Origin of the sequence: Streptomyces sp. NBRC 110028, assembly GCF_001417735.1 — a bacterium.
GTDB lineage: Bacteria > Actinomycetota > Actinomycetes > Streptomycetales > Streptomycetaceae > Streptomyces.
This window is the reverse complement of sequence record NZ_BBUZ01000031.1, coordinates 212,570-236,340: the sequence shown is the minus strand read 5'-3', so window position 1 is coordinate 236,340 and position 23,771 is coordinate 212,570. Positions and strand designations below refer to the sequence as shown.

At 70.5% G+C, this 23,771-nt stretch carries 18 protein-coding genes and 1 tRNA gene; 8 read left to right on the top strand and 11 right to left on the bottom strand.

The window, feature by feature from the left end; translation table 11 throughout:
• The first annotated feature begins 1 nt into the window (after position 1).
• The 6 genes from narH (at position 2) to pyk (ending at position 7,866) form a co-directional block, all read left to right on the top strand.
• Entirely contained in the window at positions 2-1,636 is a 1,635-nt protein-coding gene (narH, locus tag ASC60_RS24215; RefSeq protein ID WP_079038576.1) for a nitrate reductase subunit beta, read from the top strand.
• On the top strand, positions 1,633-2,262 hold the full coding sequence (gene narJ / locus ASC60_RS24210; protein ID WP_055554359.1) for a nitrate reductase molybdenum cofactor assembly chaperone: 630 nt from the start codon (positions 1,633-1,635) through the stop codon (positions 2,260-2,262). The genes narH and narJ overlap by 4 nt, the downstream gene beginning before the upstream one ends.
• A complete protein-coding gene (gene narI / locus ASC60_RS24205) occupies positions 2,259-3,011 on the top strand; it encodes a respiratory nitrate reductase subunit gamma (protein WP_055554357.1) in 753 nt (250 codons plus the stop codon). The genes narJ and narI overlap by 4 nt, the downstream gene beginning before the upstream one ends.
• A gap of 177 nt (positions 3,012-3,188) precedes the next feature.
• Entirely contained in the window at positions 3,189-4,583 is a 1,395-nt protein-coding gene (locus tag ASC60_RS24200; RefSeq protein WP_055554355.1) for an aminotransferase class V-fold PLP-dependent enzyme, read from the top strand.
• Positions 4,580-6,082, top strand: a complete 1,503-nt coding sequence (locus ASC60_RS24195) for a lysine N(6)-hydroxylase/L-ornithine N(5)-oxygenase family protein (protein WP_055554354.1) — start codon at positions 4,580-4,582, stop codon at positions 6,080-6,082. Before ASC60_RS24200 ends, ASC60_RS24195 begins: the two co-directional genes overlap by 4 nt.
• Before the next feature lie 353 nt (positions 6,083-6,435).
• On the top strand, positions 6,436-7,866 hold the full coding sequence (gene pyk, locus ASC60_RS24190; RefSeq protein WP_055554352.1) for a pyruvate kinase: 1,431 nt from the start codon (positions 6,436-6,438) through the stop codon (positions 7,864-7,866).
• Between the two features lie 25 nt (positions 7,867-7,891).
• On the opposite strand, the gene ASC60_RS24185 is transcribed toward pyk, so the two are convergent.
• Positions 7,892-8,680: a helix-turn-helix domain-containing protein gene (locus ASC60_RS24185; RefSeq protein ID WP_055554351.1), complete on the bottom strand. Its 789-nt coding sequence runs from the start codon at positions 8,678-8,680 to the stop codon at positions 7,892-7,894.
• 93 nt (positions 8,681-8,773) lie between these two features.
• Positions 8,774-8,857 (bottom strand) — tRNA-Leu (locus ASC60_RS24180).
• 95 nt (positions 8,858-8,952) lie between these two features.
• Here ASC60_RS24180 and ASC60_RS24175 point away from each other — a divergent pair.
• Complete coding sequence (locus ASC60_RS24175; protein WP_055554349.1) at positions 8,953-9,591, top strand: ANTAR domain-containing response regulator; 639 nt, start codon at positions 8,953-8,955, stop codon at positions 9,589-9,591.
• 30 nt (positions 9,592-9,621) lie between these two features.
• On the opposite strand, the gene ASC60_RS24170 is transcribed toward ASC60_RS24175, so the two are convergent.
• The gene (locus tag ASC60_RS24170; protein ID WP_079038575.1) at positions 9,622-13,269 is read right to left on the bottom strand and encodes a BTAD domain-containing putative transcriptional regulator; all 3,648 of its coding nucleotides are present in this window, start codon (positions 13,267-13,269) and stop codon (positions 9,622-9,624) included.
• On the bottom strand, positions 13,266-14,063 hold the full coding sequence (locus ASC60_RS24165) for a BTAD domain-containing putative transcriptional regulator (RefSeq protein WP_055554347.1): 798 nt from the start codon (positions 14,061-14,063) through the stop codon (positions 13,266-13,268). Before ASC60_RS24165 ends, ASC60_RS24170 begins: the two co-directional genes overlap by 4 nt.
• Before the next feature lie 425 nt (positions 14,064-14,488).
• Between ASC60_RS24165 and ASC60_RS24160 the strand changes: the two genes are divergently transcribed.
• Positions 14,489-14,683, top strand: coding sequence for a hypothetical protein (locus tag ASC60_RS24160; protein WP_055554345.1), 195 nt, complete (start codon positions 14,489-14,491; stop codon positions 14,681-14,683).
• A gap of 66 nt (positions 14,684-14,749) precedes the next feature.
• Here the strand turns inward: ASC60_RS24160 and ASC60_RS24155 are convergent, their stop codons facing one another.
• The 7 genes from ASC60_RS24155 to ASC60_RS24125 form a co-directional block, all read right to left on the bottom strand.
• A complete protein-coding gene (locus tag ASC60_RS24155; protein WP_055554343.1) occupies positions 14,750-15,466 on the bottom strand; it encodes an ABC transporter ATP-binding protein in 717 nt (238 codons plus the stop codon).
• Positions 15,463-16,335 (bottom strand): ABC transporter ATP-binding protein, encoded by an 873-nt coding sequence (locus ASC60_RS24150; protein ID WP_055554341.1) that lies wholly within the window; start codon positions 16,333-16,335, stop codon positions 15,463-15,465. The genes ASC60_RS24155 and ASC60_RS24150 overlap by 4 nt, the downstream gene beginning before the upstream one ends.
• Positions 16,332-18,068 (bottom strand): branched-chain amino acid ABC transporter permease, encoded by a 1,737-nt coding sequence (locus ASC60_RS24145; RefSeq protein ID WP_055554339.1) that lies wholly within the window; start codon positions 18,066-18,068, stop codon positions 16,332-16,334. The genes ASC60_RS24150 and ASC60_RS24145 overlap by 4 nt, the downstream gene beginning before the upstream one ends.
• Before the next feature lie 13 nt (positions 18,069-18,081).
• On the bottom strand, positions 18,082-19,014 hold the full coding sequence (locus tag ASC60_RS24140; protein ID WP_055554337.1) for a branched-chain amino acid ABC transporter permease: 933 nt from the start codon (positions 19,012-19,014) through the stop codon (positions 18,082-18,084).
• A gap of 104 nt (positions 19,015-19,118) precedes the next feature.
• Positions 19,119-20,348: a branched-chain amino acid ABC transporter substrate-binding protein gene (locus tag ASC60_RS24135; protein ID WP_055554335.1), complete on the bottom strand. Its 1,230-nt coding sequence runs from the start codon at positions 20,346-20,348 to the stop codon at positions 19,119-19,121.
• Between the two features lie 518 nt (positions 20,349-20,866).
• Positions 20,867-21,337 carry a hotdog fold thioesterase gene (locus ASC60_RS24130; RefSeq protein ID WP_055554333.1) on the bottom strand — a complete coding sequence of 157 codons (471 nt, stop codon included), beginning with the start codon at positions 21,335-21,337 and terminating at the stop codon, positions 20,867-20,869.
• Positions 21,338-21,453: 116 nt separating this feature from the next.
• On the bottom strand, positions 21,454-23,748 hold the full coding sequence (locus tag ASC60_RS24125; protein ID WP_055554331.1) for an FdhF/YdeP family oxidoreductase: 2,295 nt from the start codon (positions 23,746-23,748) through the stop codon (positions 21,454-21,456).
• Positions 23,749-23,771 lie beyond the last annotated feature (23 nt).

Below are 23,771 nucleotides of genomic sequence, written 5' to 3'. Positions count from 1 at the left end.
CATGCCGCGCCGACCGCCGCGCAGCCCCCGGGTGATGGCCCAGGTCGCCATGGTCATGAACCTCGACAAGTGCATCGGCTGCCACACCTGCTCGGTCACCTGCAAACAGACCTGGACCAACCGCTCCGGCACCGAATACGTCTGGTTCAACAACGTCGAGACCCGCCCCGGCCAGGGCTACCCCCGCGGCTACGAGGACCAGGACACCTGGAAGGGCGGCTGGAAGCTCAAGAACGGCAACCTCGTGCCCCGCACCGGCGGCCGCGCCCGCCGCCTCGCCCGGCTGTTCGCCAACCCCGAACTGCCCCGCCTCGACGACTACTACCAGCCCTGGACCTACGACTACGACACCCTCACCACCGCCCCGCTCGGCGACGACGTGCCCACCGCCCCGCCCCGCTCCCTCATCGACGGCCGCCCCACCGACATCACCTGGGGCCCCAACTGGGACGACGACCTCGGCGGCGGCCCCGAACACCTCGCCGGCGACCCGGTCCTGGCGAAGATGAGCGACAAGGTCCGGCTGGAGTACGAACAAGCCTATCTGTTCTACCTGCCGCGCATCTGCGAACACTGCCTCAACCCCTCCTGCGTCGCCGTCTGCCCCTCCGGCGCCCTGTACAAGCGGATCGAGGACGGCATCGTCCTGGTCGACCAGGACCGCTGCCGCGGCTGGCGCATGTGCGTCAGCGGCTGCCCGTACAAGAAGGTCTACTTCAACCACCGCACCGGCAAGGCCGAGAAGTGCACCCTGTGCTACCCGCGCATCGAGGCCGGAGAACCCACCGTGTGCTCCGAGACCTGCGTGGGACGGCTGCGCTACCTCGGCGTCATCCTCTACGACCCCGACAAGGTCGGCGAGGCCGCCGCCACCCCCGACGAGAAGGACCTCTACGAGGCCCAGCTCCGCTGCTTCCTCGACCCCCACGACCCCGCTGTCGCCCGCGCCGCCGCCGACTCCGGCATCCCCGACGACTGGATCGAGGCCGCCCGCCGCTCCCCGGTGCACGCCCTCATCAGCCGCTACCGCGTCGCCCTGCCCCTGCACCCCGAATACCGCACCATGCCCATGGTCTGGTACGTCCCCCCGCTGTCCCCGGTCGTCGACGCGCTCACCGCCACCGGCCACGACGGCGAGGACCCCGTCAACCTCTTCGGCGCCATCGACAGCCTCCGCATCCCGCTGGAATACCTCGCCGGACTCTTCACCGCGGGCGACCCCGCACCCGTCGAGGCCGCCCTGTGCCGGCTCGCCGCCATGCGCAGCCACATGCGGCGCGTCAACCTCGGCGAGGACCGCGACCCCGCCATCGCCGCCGCCGTCGGCATGGACCAAAACGGCATCGAGGCCATGTACCGGCTGCTGGCCCTCGCCAAATACGAGGAGCGCTACGTCATCCCCACCAGCTACACCGCGGGACCCGGCGGCGACGCCCCCACCGACACCTGCAGCCTCGACGGCGACGGGCTGCCCGGCATGATGCCCCACGACGCCGCCGACGCCTTCCACGCGCCCCCGGCCCCCGAACCCGCCACGGCCGGAACCGGACTCGCCGGCCGGCTCAACCTCCTGGGCTGGAACGGCCGCGGACGCCCCGCCGGACTCTTCCCCAAACGGAACGAGGACACCCGGTGAACCCCGCCACCCCCACCATCCCCGCCATTCATCAGGCTGCCGCCCTCCTCCTCGGCTACCCCGGCCCCGACTGGCCCGCCCGCCACACCCTCGTACGGGACTCCCTCACCGAACTCGCCACCCCCGCCACCGCACCCCTGCTCCGGTTCTGCGCCGCCGTCGACGGCGTCCCGGCGCTCGACCTGGCCGCCGCGTACGTCACCACCTTCGACCGCAGCCGCCGCCGCACCCTCCACCTCACCTACTACACCGACGGCGACACCCGCCGCCGCGGCGGCACCCTCGCCGGCCTCAAGGCCCGCTACCGCGCCCACGGCTGGGCACCCCCCGAGGACGAACTCCCCGACCACCTGCCCCTGATGCTGGAGTTCGCCGCCCGCTGCCCCGCCCCCGGCCACCGGCTCCTCCGCGACCACCGCGCCGCCCTCGAACTCCTGCGGCTCGCCCTCACCGACCACGGCGGCCCCCACGCCGACATCCTGCGCGCCGTCTGCGACACCCTCCCCGGCCCCTCACCCGCCGACCGCGCGGCGGCCCTCGCCCTCGCCCGCGGCGGACCACCCACCGAAACCGTGGGACTGACGCCCTTCGGCACGAGCCCCGTCGCGGAAGGAAGCGGCCGATGAACCACCTGCACATCGCCCTGTGGGGCGTCCTGCCCTACCTCGTCCTCGCCCTCTTCACCGTGGGCACCGCCTGGCGCTACCACTACGACCGCTTCGGCTTCACCACCCGCTCCAGCCAGCTCCACGAACACCGCCTGCTGGCCGTCGGCGGCCCCCTCTTCCACTACGGGCTGCTCTTCGTGATCGCCGGACACGTCGTCGGCCTGATCATCCCCGAAACCCTCACCGAACGACTCCACATCAGCGAAACCCTCTACCACGCCAACGCCCTCCTCGTCGGCGGCACCGCGGGCCTCGCCACCGCCACCGGCCTCGGCATCCTGCTGTACCGGCGGCTGCGCGTCCCCGCCGTACGCGCCGCCACCAGCCGCAGCGACCGCGCCGTGTACCCGCTCCTCGCCACCGTCCTGCTCGCCGGACTCACCGCCACCGCCACCGGCGCAGGCCCCCACGCCTACGACTACCGGCAAGGCGTCTCCCTGTGGTTCCGCAGCCTGTTCACCCTCGACCCCGACGTGCCCGCCATGACCGGCGCGCCCCTCGTCTACCGGATCCACGCCCTGCTCGCCATGGCCCTGTTCGCCCTCTGGCCGTTCAGCCGCCTCGTCCACGCCTTCACCGCCCCCCTCGGCTACCTCGCCCGGCCCTACGTCGTCTACCGCTCCCGCACCCCCGCCCGCCCCTACCACCACCCCGCCCTCACCAACCCGGACACCCCACCCCGGCGGCAACGCCGGACCTCCCGCTGAGACCGCCACCCGACCCCGTCACCGATCAACCCGCACCACCGGCCCGTACCACGTACGGGTGCATTTCCGGCCGACCCCGGCCAAACCGCATGCGGGCGAAGTAGCTTGAGGCAGCTCCGACATCCGTCCGAGCCGCACCCAGCTGCCCAAAACCAGACACCTCCTAGGGGCACCCCCATGCCCGCTTCCGGCACCGCCCGCCTCCTCGCCGGGGGGAGCGAGGGACCAGGCGCGCTTCGCCCGATGCTCGACACCGTCCTCGACGCCCTCGCCCACGGCGCCGCCCACCGCCGCGGACCCCTCCCCGCCGGAGGACCCGGCGCCGTCGCCCACCGCCTGCACCACGCGGCCCGGCCCGCCATCCCCGACCACGGCGAAGGACCGCACCACGCGCTGCGCACCCTCGTGACCGCCCTCACCGAGGGAGCCGCCGACCCGGCCGACCCGCACTGCGCCGCCCATCTGCACTGCCCGCCGCTCGCCGTCGCGGCCGCCGCCGACCTCGCCGTCTCCGCGCTCAACCCCTCCCTCGACTCCTGGGACCAAGCCCCCGCAGCCGCCGAACTGGAGGCGCTGACCTGCCGCGCCCTCGCCGAGCTGGTCCACCCGCACGGCCCCGCCCCCGACGCCCTCGTCACCACCGGCGGCACCGAATCCAACCAGCTCGCCCTGCTGCTCGCCCGCGAAGCCGCCCACGGCGCACCCCTCCACGTCATCTGCGGCGCCAACGCCCACCACAGCGTCCACCGCGCCGCCTGGCTGCTCGGCCTGCGGCCGCCCCACACCCTCCCCACCCCCACCGGCGTCCTCGACCCGGCCCGGGTCCACACCGCGCTCAGCGGACATCACGACCACCCCACCCTCCTCATCGCCACCGCGGGCACCACCGACACCGGCGCCATCGACCCCCTCCCGCACCTCGCCGACCTCTGCGACGACCACTCAGCGACCCTCCACATCGACGCCGCCTACGGCGGACCGCTCCTGTTCAGCGACACCCTCACCAAACGGCTCGACGGACTCGACCGCGCCCACACCGTCGCCCTCGACCTGCACAAACTCGGCTGGCAACCGGCCGCCGCCGGACTGCTCTCCGTACCCGACACCACCGCCCTGACCCCCCTGAACCACCGCGCCGACTACCTCAACGCCGACGACGACACCGACGCCGGACTCCCCGACCTGCTCGGCCGCTCCCTCCGCACCACCCGCCGCCCCGACATCCTCAAAATCGCCGTCACCCTGCGCGCCCTCGGCCGCCACGGCCTCGGCGACCTCGTCGACCGGGTCTGCGCACACGCCGGAGCCCTCGCCGACCTCATCCAGGCCCGCCCCACCCTGGAGCTGTACGCCCGCCCCACCCTCTCCACCGTCCTCTTCCGCCCCACGGGAGCCCCGCCGGCCGCCGTCGCCGCCCTGCGCCGCCACCTCCTGCACCACGGCACCGCCGTCCTCGGCCGCGCGGCCACCCCCGAGGGGCTGTGGCTCAAGGCCACCCTCCTCAACCCGCACACCCAGCCCGGCGATCTGCGCCGGCTGCTCGACCTCGTGGAAGGCAACACCACCCCATGAGCACCGCACAGCCCCCCACACCGCCGTCCGCCCCCGAACCCGGCCCCACCACCCCGGAACAGCCCCTGGACCTCGCGGGCATCGGCATCGGCCCGTTCAACCTCTCCCTCGCCGCCCTCGCCCACGGCGTCCCCACCCTGCGCACCGCCTTCTACGAACAGCGGCCCGCCTTCCACTGGCACCCCGGCCTCCTCATCGACGGCGCCACCGTCCAGGTCCCCTTCCTCGCCGACCTCGTCACCCTCACCGACCCCGCCAGCCCCTGGAGCTTCCTCAGCTACCTCAAGGCCCGCGAACGGCTCTTCCCCTTCTACATCGCCGAGCGCTTCCACATCGAGCGCACCGAATACGACGCCTACTGCCGCTGGGTCAGCGAACAACTCCCCGGCCTCCACTTCGGCCACCGGATCGACGCCGTCCGCTGGGACCACGACCACGAACTGTTCGAAATCGACATCAGCCGGCTCGGACCCGACGGCGAAACCGTGTCACCCCGCCGCGCCCACGCCCGCCACCTCGTCCTCGGCGTCGGCACCGAACCCCACGTCCCCGAACCCCTGCGCCCCCTCGCCGACGCCCCGGGCGTCCCCGTCCTGCACGCCGCCGACTACCTCGAACACCGCGAACGGCTGCTGAACACCGGCCACATCACCGTCGTCGGATCCGGCCAGTCCGGCGCCGAGGTCTTCCTCGACCTGCTGCGCAACCGGCCGCTCGGCGCCGAAGGGCTGCACTGGCTCGCCCGTACGCCGTCCTTCGCGCCCATGGAATACAGCAAGCTCGGCCTGGAACAGTTCAGCCCCGACTACGCCCGCTACTTCCACGCCCTCCCCGAGGCCGTCCGCGACCAGCTCCTCCCCGGACAGTGGCAGCTCTACAAGGGCATCGCGCAGGAGACCATCACCGCCATCCACCACGAGCTGTACCGCCGCGCCCAGCAGGGCGGCGGCTGGCCGGGCGCCGTCCTCACCCCCGGCGTCACCGTCCGCACCGCCGGCCGCATCGCCGCCGCCCGGCTCGAACTCCACCTGGAGCACGCACAGCAGGGCACCCGCACCCGCCACACCACCGAGGCCGTCGTCCTCGCCACCGGTTACCGCGAGCGCCGCGTCGACACCCTCCTCGCCGCCCTCGACCCATACATCCGGCGCGACTCCTCCGAGCGGCCCCGCGTCGACGACCAGCACCGGCTGGTCCTCGACCCCCTCATCACCGGCTCCGTGCACGTCCAGAACGCCGAGCGGCACACCCACGGCGTCGGCGCCCCCGACCTCGGACTCGCCGCCTGGCGCTCCGCCGTCATCCTCAACTCGCTCACGGACACGCCGGTCTACCCCCTGCCGCCCCGCACCGCCTTCACCACCTTCGGCCTCCAGCCCTCCCGGCCCGGCACGGCCGCCCCGCAGCGGCCCGCCGCCCCGTCGGCGCCGGTCGCCCGGGGCAGCGGTCGCATGCACCTGCCCGACCAGCGCGGCGGCCTGACCCGCACCCGGACCTGACCTCCGCGCCGGCCGCGCCCGAGGCGAGCGCGGCCCCCGCGCTGGTGGCCGCGGTGCGGCCCAGAAATGTCCGACGGTCGAGCGGCATGGCTTGAACTCCCCTGGGATACCTGCGACATGAGCACAACGCGCGTAGATTCTGGCGCAGCCACACCCGCCCGCGACACCCCCGAAAGGTTGCGATCAGAGCACGCCGGGCACCCGGCACAGGGGTCCGTGCAACGGCCCCGAATCGCTCATCGGAGCACCCCCGTGCACGTTTCATTAGTTGTCGATAACCCGCCACGCAAAGGCCATGGGGGAGTGTTCATTTTCCGGTTCTTTACCCGCGGGTAAGTCATAGGCTCGGCTGCATGCGCCGAGCAAAAATCGTCTGTACTTTGGGACCCGCGACCGACTCGTACGAGCAGATCAAGGCACTCGTCGAAGCCGGAATGGACGTGGCCCGCCTCAACCTCAGCCACGGCACCTATGCCGAGCACGAGGAGCGTTACCGGCGAGTCCGCAAGGCCTCGCTGGAAACCGGTCGCAGCGTCGGCATCCTCGCCGACCTTCAAGGCCCGAAGATTCGGCTCGGCCGCTTCCGCGAGGGGCCCGTACTCCTTGAACGCGGAGACGAGTTCACCATCACCGTCGAGCCGATCGAAGGCGACCGCTTTCGCTGCGGCACCACCTACGAGGGGCTGGCCAACGACGTCAGCAAAGGTGAGCGCATCCTCGTCGACGACGGCCGCGTCACCCTCGAGGTCGTCGACGTCGACGGACCGCGCGTGCACACGATCGTCATCGAAGGCGGGATGATCTCCGACCACAAGGGCCTCAACCTGCCCGGCGTGGCCGTCTCCGTCCCCGCCCTCTCCAAGAAGGACATCGAGGACCTGCGCTGGGCGCTGCGCACCGGGGCCGACATCATCGCCCTGTCCTTCGTCCGCAACGGGGACGACGTCGTGGACGTGCACCGGGTGATGCAGGAGGAGGACCGCCGGCTCCCCGTCATCGCCAAGATCGAGAAGCCGCAGGCGGTCGAGAACCTGGAGAAGATCGTCGACGCCTTCGACGGCATCATGGTCGCCCGCGGCGACCTCGGCGTCGAAATGCCGCTGGAGCAGGTGCCGATCGTCCAGAAGCGCGCGATCAAGCTGGCGAAGCGGAACGCGAAGCCGGTGATCGTCGCGACCCAGATGCTCGATTCGATGATCGACAACTCCCGCCCCACCCGCGCGGAGGCCTCCGACGTCGCCAACGCCGTCATCGACGGCACGGACGCGGTGATGCTCTCCGGCGAGACCAGCGTCGGCACATACCCGATCGCCACGGTCCGGACCATGGGCCGCATCGTCGCCGCCGCCGAGGAGGACATCCTCGCCAAGGGGCTCCCCCCGCTCACCGAGCGCAACAAGCCCCGTACCCAGGGCGGTGCGGTCGCCCGCGCGGCGGCCGAAATGGGCGACTTCCTCGGCGCCAAGTTCCTGGTCGCCTTCACCCAGTCCGGGGACACCGTCCGCCGCCTCTCCCGCTCCCGCTCCCCGATCCCGCTGCTGGCCTTCACCCCGGACCCGGGCACCCGCTCCCAGCTCAACCTGACCTGGGGCGTCGAAACCTTCCTCGGCCCGATGGTCGACTCCACGGACGAGATGGTCGCCCAGGTCGACGAGGAACTCCTCCGCCTGGGCCGCTGCCGGCGCGGCGACCTCGTCGTCATCACGGCTGGCTCCCCGCCCGGCGTCTCCGGCTCCACCAACCTGGTCCGCGTCCACCACATCGGCGCCGACGACCTCCGCTGATTCGGACTGGGCCGAAGTGCCGCGCTCAGTACTTCGGCCCGACGTGGGCGTCCATGAGCGCGACGGAGGCCCGGCGGGCGACGGAGATGTTGAACGGATCGCTCCCGCGCGCCAGTGTCGTCCACTCCACGCCGACCTTGGTGAGGGTGTCGGAGCAGAGCTTGCGGATGTCGTCGGACTTGTTGGTGAAGAAGTACCGGGGATATTCGTAACGCTTGCGCTCGCCGGCGACGACCTTCGTTGTCCAGTTGGTGATCCGACAGCCGTCGGAGTGGAACAACCCGCGGATGAACTTCCAGGGGTGTGCGTCCACGATCTCCTGTTGCCAGGGTTCGAGGGCGATGAGGCGGTCGTGCTTCTTTCCCGGCCCGTGCTGCGGGAACATGCACCACAGGTGGAGGGAGTAGACCTTCACATTGCGGCAGCCCGTCCTGCGGACCCGGCAGACGGAGTTGTCCGGGAAGACCGCGCGCATTGCTTGCTCGCATTCGTCCATCAACCCGGGCCATGCTTCATCGCAGGCGATCATGAGGCTCGGTACTCGATGCTGGGAATACTGGATGATGTGCCCGTCACCGAGATACAGGGCCAGCAGGTATGAGTAGGCCGCGCGGTCGAGCCCGGTGCCTTCGCAGCGTGGGCACGGAGGGGCGGACTTCCCTGGAAGCGTGCCCTGCTGAGCGCGGTCAAGGTGGAGCCAATAAGCCACTGTGCCCACGGGGACGCCGAGCCTTCGGGACACATCCGCGTTCCTGGCGCCGGATCGCAGCAGGGCGATTGCCTTCTGTCGCACATGAGTGCCGTGCATATGCATGAGGCAACTCTGCGTGACGATATGCGCCTCGCACCGCTGAACTGCCAAGATTCACGAGAACGTGAGAGTCCACTTCTTTGGCGGACTCAAGAGTGCCGGGTGCGGGACTTGAACCCGCACGCCCTTTCGGGCAATCGCTTTTGAGGCGATCATGTCTGCCGCTTCCATCAACCCGGCTGGTGACCCCGACAGGAGCATACCGCGTGTCCCGGTGCCGCGCGGAGCTAGGTAGGCTCGTGGTGCCCCACCTGTAGAGGAACCCGAGGAGCACAGTGAGTACCGCTGACGCCCCCGACGCGCAGTCGCACGTCCCGCCACACACGACCCGCGTCGTCATCGCCGAGGACGAGGCCCTCATCCGTCTCGACCTCAAGGAGATGCTCGAAGAGGAGGGGTACTCCGTCGTCGGTGAGGCGGGAGACGGCGAGACGGCCGTCGCGCTCGCTCGGGAGCACCGGCCCGACCTCGTGATCCTCGACGTGAAGATGCCCGTCCTGGACGGGATTTCCGCCGCTGAGCGCATCGCGGCCGACCGCATCGCGCCCGTCCTCATGCTGACCGCGTTCTCGCAGCGCGAACTGGTCGACCGGGCCCGGGACGCCGGGGCGATGGCGTACCTGGTGAAGCCGTTCAGCAAGAGCGACGTGGTGCCCGCCATCGAGATGGCCGTCTCCCGCTTCACCGAGCTGAAGACCCTGGAGCAGGAGGTCGCCGACCTCTCCCAGCGGCTGGAGACCCGCAAGCTGGTGGACCGGGCCAAAAGTGTCCTGCAGACGGAGTACGGGCTGACCGAGCCGGCCGCGTTCCGCTGGATCCAGAAGACGTCGATGGACCGGCGGCTGTCGATGCAGCAGGTGGCGGAGGCGGTCATCGAGGACGCGGCGGAGAAGAAGAAACAGTCCGAGCAGTAGGCCCGGGGCAGGGGCCATCGGGGTGGGGCTTCAGAACGCCTGGACCGGGTCCAGCAGCTCCCGTACCTCGTCGCCCTCGGCCGTTCCGAGCTGATCGTAGAGGGCGATCGCCTCACGCCAGCAGGCCGAGGCGCGGTCGACCTGCCCGAGTTCCGCGAGGGCCTTGCCGAGCACCGTCAGGGTGGAGGCGCGGCGCCGGTCGCCGCCGACGAGGCCCAGGGTGAGGGCTTCCTCGGCGTGCGCGGCGGCCTCGCCCGGTCGGTGCAGGGCCAGCTCGATGTCCGCCAGCCGGTGGTGGGCTGTTCCCTCCCACAGGCGCTGGCGGTTCTCGCGGAAGCTGTCGACCGCCTCGGTGAGCTGGTCGGCCGCTTCCCTGAGACGCCCGGCCGCGGCCAGCGCCAGGCCGAGCGCGTACCTCCCGTTGGCCAGACGCAGGGTGAGGCCGAGGCTTTCGTAGAGCGCCACGCCCTGCCCGGCCAGCTCGACGGCATCGGCCGTGCGGCCGAGCGCGGATCGGACCCGTGACAGATGGCACAACGCCGCGGCTTCGCCGGGCCGGTCCCGGTCGGCGCGGAAGGCGTCGATGGCCTGGCGGAAGTGTTCCTCCGCCTCGGCGTACCGCCGCAGAAGGATCGCCGTGATGCCGCACTGGTTGGGGAGACGGCCGCTGACGGCCGGGTCTTCCGCGGCGAGGCCGAGGCTCAGGGCGCGCTGTGCTTGCTCATGGGCCGTTTCGGCCTGACCGCGGAGGTGGAGGGCATGGGCCAGGGCTGCCCTGGCGCGGCTTTCGGCCCGGAGATCCCCTGCGGTGTGCGCGGCCGTGCTGAGGGTCGCGGCCACGGCCTCGTACCGTCGAGTATGGGATCCGGACTCGGCAAGGTCGGAGGCGGCGAGGAGGATGTCCGCTGCCCGGCCCGGGTCCACGCCGGTGGCTGCCTGGGTGGTGCATGCCAAGAGGCAGTCGCCCTCGTCGAAGAGCCAGTCGAGCGCGGCGTCGCGGTCCGGGAAGTCGAGGCCCGGGTGGGCGGTGGGTGTCAGATGCTCGACGAGCCGGTCACCCGGCCGTTCCCGCGCGTATATCCGTGCCGCTGTGGCGAGGTAGAAGTCGAGGAGCCGGGAGAGCGCCGTGTCCCGGTCGGAAGGGGGCTCGTCGCGCTCGGCGCAGTCGCGGGCGAAGAGGCGTACGAGCTCTTGGTAGCGGTAGCGGCCGGGAACAGCGGATTCCAGCAGGGAGGCGTCGACCAGGGACTCCAGCAGCTCTTCGGTTGCGAACGTGTCCGTGCCGAGGAGGGTGGCCGCCGCGGTGAGGGAGATGTCCGGTCCGTCCGCCAGGGCCAAGAGCCGGAAGGCCCTCGCCTGCCCCGGCGCGAGCTGGCCGTAGCCCATCTCGAAGGTGGCCTTGACCCCCAGGTCGCCCGCGCGCAGTTCGTCCAGTCGGTGACGGCCGTCGGCGAGCCGCTGCGCCAGGCTGGACACGGTCCAGGTGCGCCGCGCGGCCAGCCGTGCGGCGGCGATGCGGATGGCCAGAGGGAGGAAGCCGCAGGCTGCCACGACGTCCATCGCGGCGTCGCGCTCCCCGGCGACCCGCTCTTCGCCCACGATGCGGGTGAAGAGGGCCAGCGCCTCGTCGGGGCTCATCACATCGAGGTCGACGAGGTGGGCGCCTGCCAGGTCGACCAGGCGGGTGCGGCTGGTGACCAGGGTGGCGCAGCCTTCGATGCCGGGGAGGAGCGGCCGTACTTGGGCGGCGTCGCGGGCGTTGTCGAGGAGGACCAGTACGCGGCGGCCGTCGAGCAGGGACCGGTAGAGGGCGGCGCGTTCCTCGATGCCGTCGGGGATGGCGGCGTCGGGGGTGTCGAGGGCGCGGAGGAAGGAGCCCAGTACGGCTTCGGGGTCGGCGGCGGTGGGCGCCCCGCCCTGAAGATCGACGTAGAGCTGTCCGTCGGGGAAGGAGGGGCGGGCGGCGTGTGCCACGTGGACGGCGAGGGTGGTCTTGCCGATGCCGCCGATTCCGGCGATGGCTGATACGGCCATGGCGCGTCCTTCGGCCGTGGTGAGCTGACTGCTCAGCTCCTCGACGAACACGGCGCGGCCGGTGAAGTCCGGTACGGTCGCCGGGAGTTGGGCCGGTCTGGTGAGTCGGTCGCGTTCCGCTGGAGCCGGGGTGGGGACGGCCAGTTCGATATCTGCCTGAAGGATGCGCTGCTGGAGGTCGGACAGTTCGGGGCGGGGGTCCACGCCCAGCTCGTCGGCGAGCAGCCGCCGGGTGTCGGCGTAGACGGCCAGGGCCTCCGCCTGCCGTCCGCTGCGGTACAGCGCCAGCATCAGCAGCTCCCGCAGCCGCTCGCGCAGCGGGTACGAGGCGGTCAGCGCGGTCAGTTCGGAGACCGCCTCGGAGTGGTGACCCAGCTCCAGGTCCAGGTCGAGCCGGGTCTCGATCAGGGAGAGGTGCCACTCCTCCAGCCGGGTGCGCTGGGTCTCCGCGTACGGACCCGGCACTCCGGCCAGCGGCTCGCCTTGGAAGAGCGTCAGCGCCTCGTTGAACAGGTCGCGTGCCCGGAGGCGGTCTCCGTGGTGTTGTGCCTTTTCGGCTTCCGCCGCGTACCGCGCGGCCATGTCGATGTCCAGGGCGTCCGGCTCGATCCGGAGGGCGTAGCCGCCCGATTCGTTCACCAGGATCTCGGAGTCAGGGCCGAGGGCCTTGCGCAGCCGGGAGGCGTAGGTGCGCAGCGCGGCGATCGCCGCCTCGGGCGGTTCTTCGCCCCATAGGGCGTCGATCAGTTCGGAGGCGGTCGCGGTGCGCCCCCTGCGCAGCAACAGGGCGGCGAGCAGGGCGCGCTGCTGCGGCGAACCGGCGCTGATCGGTTCCTCGCCACGCCAGGCGCGGATGGGGCCCAGGACGGTGAAGCGCAGCGGCTGTGGAGCCTTGGCGGGGCGCTGGACCGGCGCGGCGAGCGGTTCGGGGTGGGGTGGGGGTTCATCCGGCGGGACAGAGGAGGGGGGTGGCTGGCGCCTGATGTCCAGGGCTTCCGTGGTGCGGCTGGTCTCGTGCAGGGCCCGGCTCAGGAGGGCGCGGAACGGCTGGTGGTCGGGGTGTTCCTGGACGAGGGCGCGCAGCTCGGAGATGACCCGGGCGTGCCGTCCCAGACGCAGCTCGGCGTCGAGGCACAGGGTCGCTGCTTCCCGGTGCTGATCCTCCAGGCGCTGTGCCTGGGCGGCCAGCCGCGGGGCGGTGGTGACGCCCGCGAGAGCGGGGCCGCGCCACAGTGTGTCCGCTGTGCGCAGCAGTTCGCTGACGCGTTCGTGACGGCCCTTCTCCGACTGGCTTCTGGCCTCGTCGAGGAGTCCGGCGAAGCGGGTGAGGTCCAGGTCCTGTGGCGGCACCAGGAGGGTGTAGCCGATGGGGTGGGTCGCGAGCAGCTGGCGTCCGGCGCCGGTTCCGCCCGCGTGGTCGATCCGTCGGCGCAGGTGACTGGCGTGGGTGTGGAGTTGGGCGCGCGCGGAGGCGGGTGGGGAGTCGGCCCAGAGTTCTTCGGTGAGGGTTTCGATGGGGACGGGCTGTCCGCAGCGCAGCAGGAGTGAGGCGAGGAAGACGCGAGCGCGTACCGATGTCGGCGTGACGTCGGTGTCATTCACGGTGAGTTCGACGGGGCCCAGCAGACGTGCCTCTGTCTTCATGAGGCCGCTCCGGTCCCGGTGCCCTGGACGATGGCGTTCCGTTGGTGGAGCAGGGCGGCGGGGCGTAGTCCGTATTCGCGTTCGCAGCGGGCGAGTTCGTCGGTGACGAGCCGCAGGGCGCGGGTTTCCGCTCCGGTGCGGCACAGGGCGCGGGCGAGGAGGACGACGAGGCTCTCGTCGCCCGGGTACTGGGTGCGGAGGTCCTGGAGTTCGGCGATGGCCCGGGCGGCGGAGCCGAGTTCCAGCAGGCTGGCGGCGTGGCGTTTGCCGAGGTCGAGCCGGATCTCGGCGAGCGCTTGGCGGGTGCTCAGGATGTACGGGGAGGGCTGGAGGCCGGCGAGCGGCTGGCCGCGCCACAGCTTCAGCGCGGTGGCGTAGTGCGTGAGGGCGGTGCGAGCGTCGCCGGCGTGCTGGGCGGTTTCGCCGTCGTCCAGCAGGGCGCGGAAGCCGGTCACGTCGACGGCGTCCGGGGCGGTGTGCAGGACGTAGCTCACCTGGTCCGGGGGGTGGCCGGGGTGGGTGACCAGGCGGGTCGGTCCGCTGTCGGGCATGGGCTGCCGGAGCATCTGGCGCAGATGGTGGATGTGCACATGCAGCGCCTGGGTGGCGGAGGCCGGAGGGGTGCTGGTCCAGATGCGCTCGCGGAGAGTGGCGACGGTGACGGCCTGGCGTGGTGACAGGAGGAGGACGGCGAGGACGGCGCGGCGCTGAGGGGGGCCGATGGTGAGGGGGGCGCCGTCGTGGTGTGCCTCCACCGGTCCCAGGAGTCCGAAGCGGAGTGAAATCGCCTTCACTTCCTCTTGATTGGCGATTGATGAAGGCCAGCCTAGCAGTACACTTAGTCGGCGTTAAGTGAGTGCAGAGCAGATTCAGAGCGTAAACAGAGGGCGAGTGGAGGGGAGCGCGGAAGATGCTGTCGCGTCTGAGCGTTCATCAATCGTCCACAAAGCGAGGGCACTCTGGTCTAACGGCGCACTGACGACTTGCCTAGTCCAGCGTGCGTTCAGGCAGGGCCTTCCGGGGGTGGTAGCCCGGGAGCCCTGCCTTGTCGTGCTTTCTCGCTAACTCTGGCCTAACTCAGGCTACTTCGGCTACCGTCATTTCTGACTCGCCGTGCGATCGCAGCGATCCGGGCCTCCTACCAAGGCCTGTGTGGAGTCTTCTTCCACGTGCGCGGAGGGCCGAGCTGGACTAGGCATAGTCGAAGGAGAGTGCTGCCGTGTACGCGGGTTCTGTGGTGTGGCTGCTGGCCGGGGTCGTGGTGATCTTGGCCTTTTTCGTTTTGGTGGGCTATCTGGCCAGGGTGTTGCGGGCGGCACGGCGTCTGCCCGGGGTGATCATTGCCCTTGGGACGCTGGTCGGCGTTCTGCCGGCCATCCTCTACGCGATGTATCACGTGGCCGGCGTGGTCTGAGCCGGTGACGGCGGAGGTCCTGCCCGTACCACGGCGGTGCGGACAGGACCTCGGGCTGTGTACTCCTCAGTCCTCGCCGAGGTACGCCTTCCGCACGGACTCGTCGTGCAGCAGCGCCTCCCCCGTCCCCGACAGCACGATCTTGCCGATCTCCATCACATGGCCGTGATCGGCGAGGGACAGCGCCGCCTGGGCGTTCTGTTCGACCAGCAGAATCGTGGTGCCCTGCGCCTTCAGCTCGGCGATGGTCTGCATGATCTTCTGCATCATGATCGGCGAGAGGCCCATCGAGGGCTCGTCGAGCATCAGCAGCTTGGGGCGGGACATCAGGGCGCGGCCCATGGCGAGCATCTGCTGTTCGCCGCCGGAGAGGGTGCCGGCCGCCTGGGTGCGGCGTTCGCCGAGGATGGGGAAGAGGTCGTACACCTTCCGTACGTCGGCGGCGATCGCGTCGGCGTCCTTGCGGAGGAACGCGCCGAGCTGCAGGTTCTCGGCGATCGTCAGCCGGGGGAAGATATGGCGTCCCTCGGGGGAGTGGGCCAGGCCCAGGGCGACGATCTTGTGCGCGGGGACCCCGCTCAGGGGCTTGCCGTTGAAGCGGATGGTGCCGCCGAGCGGGGCGAGCAGGCCGGAGAGGGTGCGCAGGGTGGTCGTCTTGCCCGCGCCGTTGGTGCCGATGAGGGTGACGACCTGGCCGGCCTCGACGCTGAACGAGATCCCCTTGACGGCCTCGATCTTGCCGTAGGCGACCCTCAGGTCCTCGACCTCGAGCAGTGCGGTCACTGTCCGTCCTCCGTCCGTACGTGGTGGCCCTCGGCCGCCTCGACCGCCGCGGCCTCCTCGGCGCCGGGTTCGCCTTCGAAGGGGGTGCCGAGGTAGGCGGCGATGACGCGTTCGTCGCGCTGGACGACGTCGGAGGTGCCCTCGATCAGCTTCTGGCCCTGGACGAGTACCGCGACCCGGTCGCACAGGTGGAAGATGAAGCGCATGTCGTGCTCGATGACGAGGACGGCGGTGCCGGTGTCGCGGATGGCGAAGACGAGTTCCTCGGTGACCCGGGTCTCCTGGGGGTTCATGCCCGCGGTCGGCTCGTCGAGGAGCAGCAGTCCTGGGTCGCTGGCCAGGGCGCGGGCGATCTCCAGCTTGCGCTGTTCGCCGTAGGGGAGGTTGCGGGAGAGGTGGTCGGCCTTGGCGGCGAGGCCGGTGAACTCCAGGAGTTCCATGGCACGGGCCTTGGAGGCGGCTTCGGCGCGTGTGAAGCCGGGGCCGCGCAGGAGGGCGGACCACAGTCCTTCCTTGGTGCGGGTGTGCCGGCCGACCAGGACGTTTTCCAGGACGGTCATGTTGGCGAAGAGGCGGATGTTCTGGAAGGTGCGGGCGATGCCGGCCTGGGTGACCAGATGGGGTTTGGGCGGCAGGACGGTGCCCCGGTAGGAGACGCGGCCCTCGGTGGGGACGTAGAGGCCGGTGAGGCAGTTGAAGAAGGTGGTCTTGCCCGCGCCGTTGGGGCCGATGAGGCCGACGATCTCGCTGGGGTGGACGTCGAGGTCGACGGAGCGTACGGCGGTGAGGCCGCCGAAGCGCATGGTGACGCCGGTCGCGGTGAGGACGGGGGCGGCCTGCGCCACGGTGGTCGTGGTCATGTCTGTCATGCCTCCGCCTTGGTGACGCCGACGGCGCTGCCGCTGAGGGCGGTCTGGTCGGGCACGTCGAGCTGTCCCGTCTCGTGGTATTCGAGCTGCTGCCGCCGGTTGGGGATGATCCCTTCGGGGCGGAAGCGCATCAGCAGGATGAGCGCGATGCCGAAGGCGAGGAGCTGGTAGTCCTGGAGGAATTCCAGCTTCTCGGGGATGAGGAAGAGCAGGGCCGCGCCCAGCAGGGGGCCGCCGATGGTGCCCATGCCGCCGAGGATGACGGCGGCGAGCAGGAAGGTGGAGTTGGGCGGGACGGGCCCGGCGAAGACGTACTGCTCGGGGACGACGGTGGTCTGGACGTGGGCCCAGATGGTGCCGGCGACTCCGGCGAGGGTGGCGCCGAGGGCGAAGGCGATGAGCTTGACGCGGAAGCCGTTGATGCCCATGGCGGTGGCGGCGGTCTCGTCCTCGCGGATGGCGACCCAGGCGCGGCCGATGCGGGAGTTTCCGGCCCGGCTGAAGATGAGGACGACGATGACGGTGACGAGCAGCATCAGCAGGTAGTAGTTGCTGTTGGAGTCGAGGGTGAGTCCGGCGAAGCTGTGGTCGTCGTCGAAGTTGAAGCCGAAGATCTCCAGGGCCGGGATGTTGGGGACGCCGTTGGGGCCGTTGGTGACGGAGGGGCCCGAGGTGCCGTCGAGGTTGCTGACGGCGATGCGGAAGATCTCTCCGAAGCCGAGGGTGACGATGGCGAGGTAGTCGCCGCGCAGCCGCAGGGTGGGGGCGCCGATGACGACGCCGAAGATGAGGGAGACCGCGGCCCCGGCGAGCATGGCGGCCCAGAACGGGAAGGTGACGTGGATGGTGGAGGCGGCGGTTCCGGAGACCAGGGCGGCGGTGTAGGCGCCGACGCCGAGGAAGGCGACGTAGCCGAGGTCGAGGAGTCCGGCGAGTCCGACGACGATGTTCAGGCCGAGGGCGACGGTCGCGAAGATGGCGATGTTGACGCCGAGTTCGGTGTAGCTGGCCTTGTCCTGGGTGAAGGGGAAGACCAGCGCGGTGACCAGGGCCGCGACCAGGGTGAGGGAGCGGTAGGCGCTGGTGAGTCCGCTGAGCCGGGTGATGAGTCCGGCTTTGAGGAGCGCGGTGGTGGCGAAGCAGAGCGCGATGAGGTAGCCGAGGAACGGTTCGGGGTTGTTCTCGTCGGTCTGGATGCCGTAGTTGACGACGTAGAGGCCGAGGGTGAAGACGGCCGCGATGATGAGGATGTCGGCCCAGGAGGGGAGCTGCCGGGGGCGGCGGACGGGCCGGGTGTCGTCGGTGAGCAGATACGCGGTGGCGACGGGCGCGGCCGAGGCGACGGCGGCGGCCCAGCCGCCCGGTTCCAGGTTGACCAGGCCGCCTTGGTCGACGGCGATGGCGATGAGGGTGAACCAGGTGGTGGCGAAGGTGCCGAGGGCCAGTAGCCGCAGGGCCCGGGTGGAGCCGGCGGGGGTGAGCCAGCGCAAGCCCCGGACGTCCAGGGCGGCGAGTGCGAACAGCAGGGTGGCCAGGCCCAGGACGAGGGTGAGGACCTGGAGGCCGCCGGGGTAGCCGTAGACGGTGAGGTCGCCGGGGAAGTCGGAGGTCCAGGTCCAGGCGAGGAAGGTGGAGGCCATGGCGGCGAGGCCGCCGGCCGCGGTGAGCGCCCGGAGCGTGGTGGTGCGCGGGGCCGGGGTGCTCGCCGCGGTCGTGCCGAGGTCGGTGGTCATCGGTTCACTCCCTTCAGGCCCGGTCCGCTACGCGTTCGCCGAGCAGCCCCTGGGGTCTGACCAGCAGGACGACGATGAGCAGGGTGAAGGCCCAGACGTCCTTCCAGGCCCCGCCGCCGAGTTGGTCCATTCCGGGGATGTCCTGGATGTATTTGATGGCCAGGGCCTCGGCGATGCCGAGGACGACGCCGCCGAGCATGGCGCCGTAGATGTTGCCGATGCCGCCGAGGACGGCGGCGGTGAAGGCCTTGAGTCCGGCGATGAAGCCCATCTCGAAGTTGATCTGGCCGTACTTCAGGCCGTGGGAGAGGGCGGCGACGGCGGCGAACGCGCCGCCGATGGCGAAGGCCATCACGATGATGCGGTCGGTGTTGATGCCCATCAGCTTGGCGGTGTCGGGGTCCTGCGCGGTGGCCTGCATGGCGCGCCCGGCCCGGCTCCTGGAGACGAACAGCCCCAGGGCGAGCATGCACAGCGGGGCGGCTATGAGCAGGAACGCGTCGCCGCGCTGGATGTGCAGGCTGCCGGTGATCTCGAATGAGCTGCCCTCGAACTGGGGGAAGCTGCGGGCCTTCTTCGCGTCGGGGTAGAAGGCCCAGACGGCCTGCTGGAGTGCGATGGACAGGCCGATCGCGGTGATCAGGGGCGCCAGCCGGGGGCCGCCGCGCAGGGGCCGGTAGGCGAAGCGTTCGGCGGCCGTGGCGATGGCGACCGAGGCGAGGATGCCGCCGATGAGCATGAGCGGCAGGGCCAGGGCGAGCGCGGTGCCGCTGGGCAGCCAGACATAGACGGTGAGGGCGCCGAAGCCCCCGATCATGAAGATCTCGCCGTGGGCGAAGTTGATGAGCTGGACGATGCCGTAGACCATGGTGTACCCGATGGCGATCAGACCGTAGAGGGCGCCGAGGGTCAGGCCGTTGACCAGCGTTTGCGGCAGTTCGTGCACCGCAGGGCCTCCGATGAGCGGGTCGGATATGACGCCGCGCGAGGGCGCCGGTGTGCGCCCTCGCGCGGTTGTCTTGCGTGGATGGGCGGGGTGTTGCCCTGGGATCAGTCCTTGAAGGTTCTGCTCGTCACGTCCTTCCAGACGCCGTTCTTCACCTGGTAGACGGTCAGCTGCTTGTTGGTGGTGTCGCCGTAACCGTCGAAGGAGACCTTGCCGGTGACGCCGTCGAAGGAGACCTTGTTCAGTGCCTCGGTGACCTTGGCGCGGGCGTTGTCGGGGAGCTTGCCGTCGTTGTCGGCGACGACGGCCTTGACGGCCTGGATGATGGCCCAGGCGGCGTCGTAGGAGTAGCCGCCGTACGCCCCGTACGGGTCCGGGTACTTCTGGGCCGTGTAGTTCTTGACGAACGACTTGGCGGAGGGCAGGTCTTCGACGGGGTAGCCGACGGAGGTCGCGAGGTCGCCGTCGTTGCTGGTGCCGGACGCCTTGATGAAGGCGGGGTCGTAGATGCCGTCGCCGCCCATCACCGGGACCTGCGCACCGGCCTGCTTGATCTGGTCGGACAGCAGTCCGCCCTCGGGGTACTGGCCGCCGAAGTAGACGGAGTCGGCGCCGGAGGATCTGACCTTGCCCGCGATGCCGGAGAAGTCGGTCTCCTTGACGGTGAGGTGATCGGTGCCGACGACCGTGCCGCCGAGGCGCTTGAACTCCTGGGCGAAGATCTTGGCGAGTCCGGCGCCGTAGGTCTGCTTGTCGTCGACGACGAAGACCTTCCGCTTCTTCGCGTCCTTGTAGTAGTACTGCGCGGCGAAGCGGCCCTGGATGATGTCGGTGGTCGCGGTGCGGAAGTAGGTCTTGAACGGGCGGGACTTCTTGCCCGAGGCCCAGGCGTCGCCCTGGCTCAGCGCCGGGTTGGTGTTGGCGGGGGAGACCTCGGCCAGGTCCGCCTTGGCGAAGACGCCCTGCATGGACTGGGCGACGCCGGAGTTCAGCGGGCCGACCGTGCCGAGGATGGCGTCCTCGTCCACCATCGAGGTGGCGTTCTGCTTGCCGGAGGACGGCACCGCCTGGTCGTCATAGGACTTGATCTTGAAGGTGACGCCGGGGACCTCCTTCTGCTGGTTGGCCACCTTGGCGGCGAGGTCCACGGAGTTCTTGATGCCCTGGCCGAGTGCCGACAGCGAGCCGGTGAGGGGGGCGTCGACGCCGATGACGACGGTGGTCTTCTTGTTCTTGTCGCCGCTGTCGGTCTGGCCGCGCGAACCGCAGGCGCTGAGGGTGAGGGCTCCCGCGGTGATCGTGGTCGTCAGGATGAGCAAGGAACGCTGTCGCACGAAGAATCCTTTCCCTGGCCCGGCCGCCCCTCGGGATGGGGCGCCGTGTCCGCGCCGCTGGACCTGTTACAGCCGTACAGGTGCTGGCGAACACCTGACGGGGGTCGTCACTGGCTGTGAATGTAAGCGCGGGGCGCAACAGAGGGCAGAGGTGCGGGCCATGATGTGACTGTCTTGTTATGACCCAGATCACGTTCCTGTATCGGTGTAGCGGAACGGAATGGACAAAGAGGGTGTTTACGGGCGATCCGTGAAGTCCGGATAGTGAGAAGCTGCAGTTCCGCTAAGGAGTCGAAGGAACGTGTGGACGAAGCGTGGAGACGCGTACCCACGGCGACGGCGAGAGGTCGTCATGGATGACGTCACCGAGTGAGCGTGTCCGATCTTCGATTGCATGCGCATTACGGAGTGTTACAAATAGAGCGAGCAATTCCAGCCGCATGTACTCAGGGCGATGTGCAAACAGAAGCGGCACCCCCGGATCCGGGGGTGCCGCTTCTGCTGAGTGGGGCGGGGTGTTACGGCTTGGGCAGCCCCTCCGCGTCGCGCAGCAGGCAGGTCAGCCGGGCGGTGCACACCCGGCGGTCCTGCTCGTCGCTGATGACGATCTCGTACGTGGCGGTCGAACGCCCCCGGTGGACGGGCGTGGCGACGCCGGTGACCAGGCCGGAGCGCACCCCGCGGTGGTGGGTGCAGTTGAGGTCGACGCCCACCGCGATCCGGCCGCTGCCGCCGTGCAGCATCGAGCCGACCGAGCCCAGGGTTTCCGCCAGCACGGCGGAGGCGCCGCCGTGCAGCAGCCCGTACGGCTGGGTGTTGCCCTCCACGGGCATGGTGCCCACGACTCGCTCCGCGGAGGCCTCGAGGATCTGCACGCCCATGCGGGTGCCGAGGTGACCCGCGGAGAACAGCGCGAGGAGGTCGACGCCGAGTGCCGCGTACTCGTCGATGACCTCTTGGGGGAACTTCACGCTGGCCTGCTCGCCCATCGGGACCCGCTCCGTTCGTCTGCTGACGGTGACCGCCCGCGCTGACGGTGGCCACCTGCTGGTGATGGCCACCTTCATATCAGGCGACTGAGCGAACGCTTAGACGGGGTGGGCCGTCAGGCGGGGCGGGTCTGTTCCAGCCGGACCACCACGGACTTGCTGGCCGGGGTGTTGCTGGTGTCGGCGGTGGCGTCCAGCGGGACCAGCACGTTGGTCTCGGGGTAGTAGGAGGCGGCGCAGCCGCGCGCGGTCGGGTAGTGGACCACCCGGAAGCCGGGGGCGCGGCGCTCCACGCCGTCCGTCCACTCGCTGACCAGGTCGGCGTACGAGCCGTCGGCGAGCCCCAGCGCGCGGGCGTCCTCGGGGTGCACCAGGACCACCCGGCGGCCGTTCTTGATGCCGCGGTAGCGGTCGTCCAGCCCGTAGATGGTGGTGTTGTACTGGTCGTGGGAGCGGAGGGTCTGCAGCAGCAGCCGGCCCTCGGGGGCCGTCGGGTACTCCACGGGGGCGTCGGTGAAGTTGGCCTTGCCGGTGGTGGTGGGGAAGCTGCGGCTGTCCCGGGGGGCGTGCGGCAGGGCGAACCCGGACGGGTTGCTCACCTTGGCGTTGAAGTCCTCGAAGCCGGGGATGACGGCCGCGATGCGGTCCCGGATCGTGGCGTAGTCCTTGGCGAACTCCTCCCACGGGGTGGCGCTCCCGGGGCCGAGCACCCGCCGGGCCAGCCGGGCGACGATGGCCGGTTCGGAGAGCAGGTGGGGGCTCGCGGGCTCCAGGCGTCCGCGCGAGGCGTGCACCATGCCCATCGAGTCCTCGACGGTGACGAACTGCGGTCCGCCGTCCTGGACGTCCCGCTCGGTGCGGCCGAGGGTGGGCAGGATCAGGGCGCGGGCGCCGGTGACCACGTGGGAGCGGTTGAGCTTGGTGGAGACGTGGACGGTCAGCCGGGCGGCGCGCATCGCGGCCTCGGTGACGTCGGTGTCGGGGGAGGCGGCCACGAAGTTGCCGCCCATGGCGAAGAAGACCTTGGCCTGGCCGTCGCGCATCGCGCGGATGGCGCGGACGACGTCGAAGCCGTGCTCGCGCGGCGGGGCGAAGCCGAACTCCTTCTCCAGGGCGTCCAGGAAGGCGGGGGCGGGCCGCTCGAAGATGCCCATGGTGCGGTCGCCCTGCACGTTGCTGTGGCCGCGCACCGGGCACACCCCGGCGCCGGGGCGGCCGACGTTGCCGCGCAGCAGCAGGAAGTTCACGACCTCCCGGATGGTGGGCACCGAGTGCTTGTGCTGGGTCAGGCCCATGGCCCAGCAGACGATGGTGCGCTTCGAGGCGAGGACCATGCTCAGCGCGCGGTCGATGTCGGCCCGCTCCAGGCCGGTGGCGCGCAGCGTCTCGTCCCAGTCGGCGGCGCGGGCGGCGGCGGCGAAGTCCTCGAAGCCGTGGGTGTGCTGGGCGATGAAGTCCTCGTCGATGACGCCCGGGGCGTTGTCGGAAGCCTCCAGGATCAACTTGTTGAGGAGGCGGAAGAGTGCCTGGTCGCCGCCGATCCGGATCTGCAGGAAGAGGTCGGTGAGCGAGGTGCCGCCGCCCGCGAGCCCCTTGGCGTTCTGCGGGTTCTTGAACCGCTCCAGACCTGCCTCGGGCAGCGGGTTGACGGAGATGATCTTCGCGCCGTTGGTCTTCGCCTTCTCCAGCGCGGAGAGCATGCGCGGATGGTTGGTGCCCGGGTTCTGCCCGGCGACGATGATCAGGTCGGCCTTGTAGAGGTCTTCCAGCAGCACGCTGCCCTTGCCGACGCCCAGGGTCTCGGTGAGCGCCGAGCCCGAGGACTCGTGGCACATGTTGGAGCAGTCGGGCAGGTTGTTGGTGCCGAACTCGCGGGCGAAGAGCTGGTAGAGGAAGGCGGCCTCGTTGCTGGTGCGGCCGGAGGTGTAGAAGACGGCCTCGTCGGGGGAGGCCAGGGCCTGGAGTTCGTCGGCGATGATGTCGAACGCGCGGTCCCAGCTGACCGGCTCGTAGCCCTCGGCGCCTTCGGGAAGGTACATGGGCTGGGTGAGCCGGCCCTGCTGGCCGAGCCAGTAGCCGCTGCGGGTGGCGAGGTCGGCCACCGGGTGGGCGGCGAAGAAGTCGGGGGTGACCCGGCGCAGGGTCGCCTCCTCGGCGACGGCCTTCGCGCCGTTCTCGCAGAACTCGGCCGTGTGCCGCTTGTCCGGCTCGGGCCAGGCGCAGCCCGGGCAGTCGAAGCCCTTCTTCTGGTTGACCTGGAGGAGGGTGAGCGCGGTGCGGCGCACTCCCATCTGCTGATGGGCGATGCGCAGCGAGTGACCGACCGCGGGGAACCCGGCGGCGGCGTGTTTCGGGGGTACGACCTCGGGCGCGTCCTGGACCGGATCGCCTGCGGGTGGCTTGGCTGCCATGTCGCTCCCCTTTTTCCGCCGTG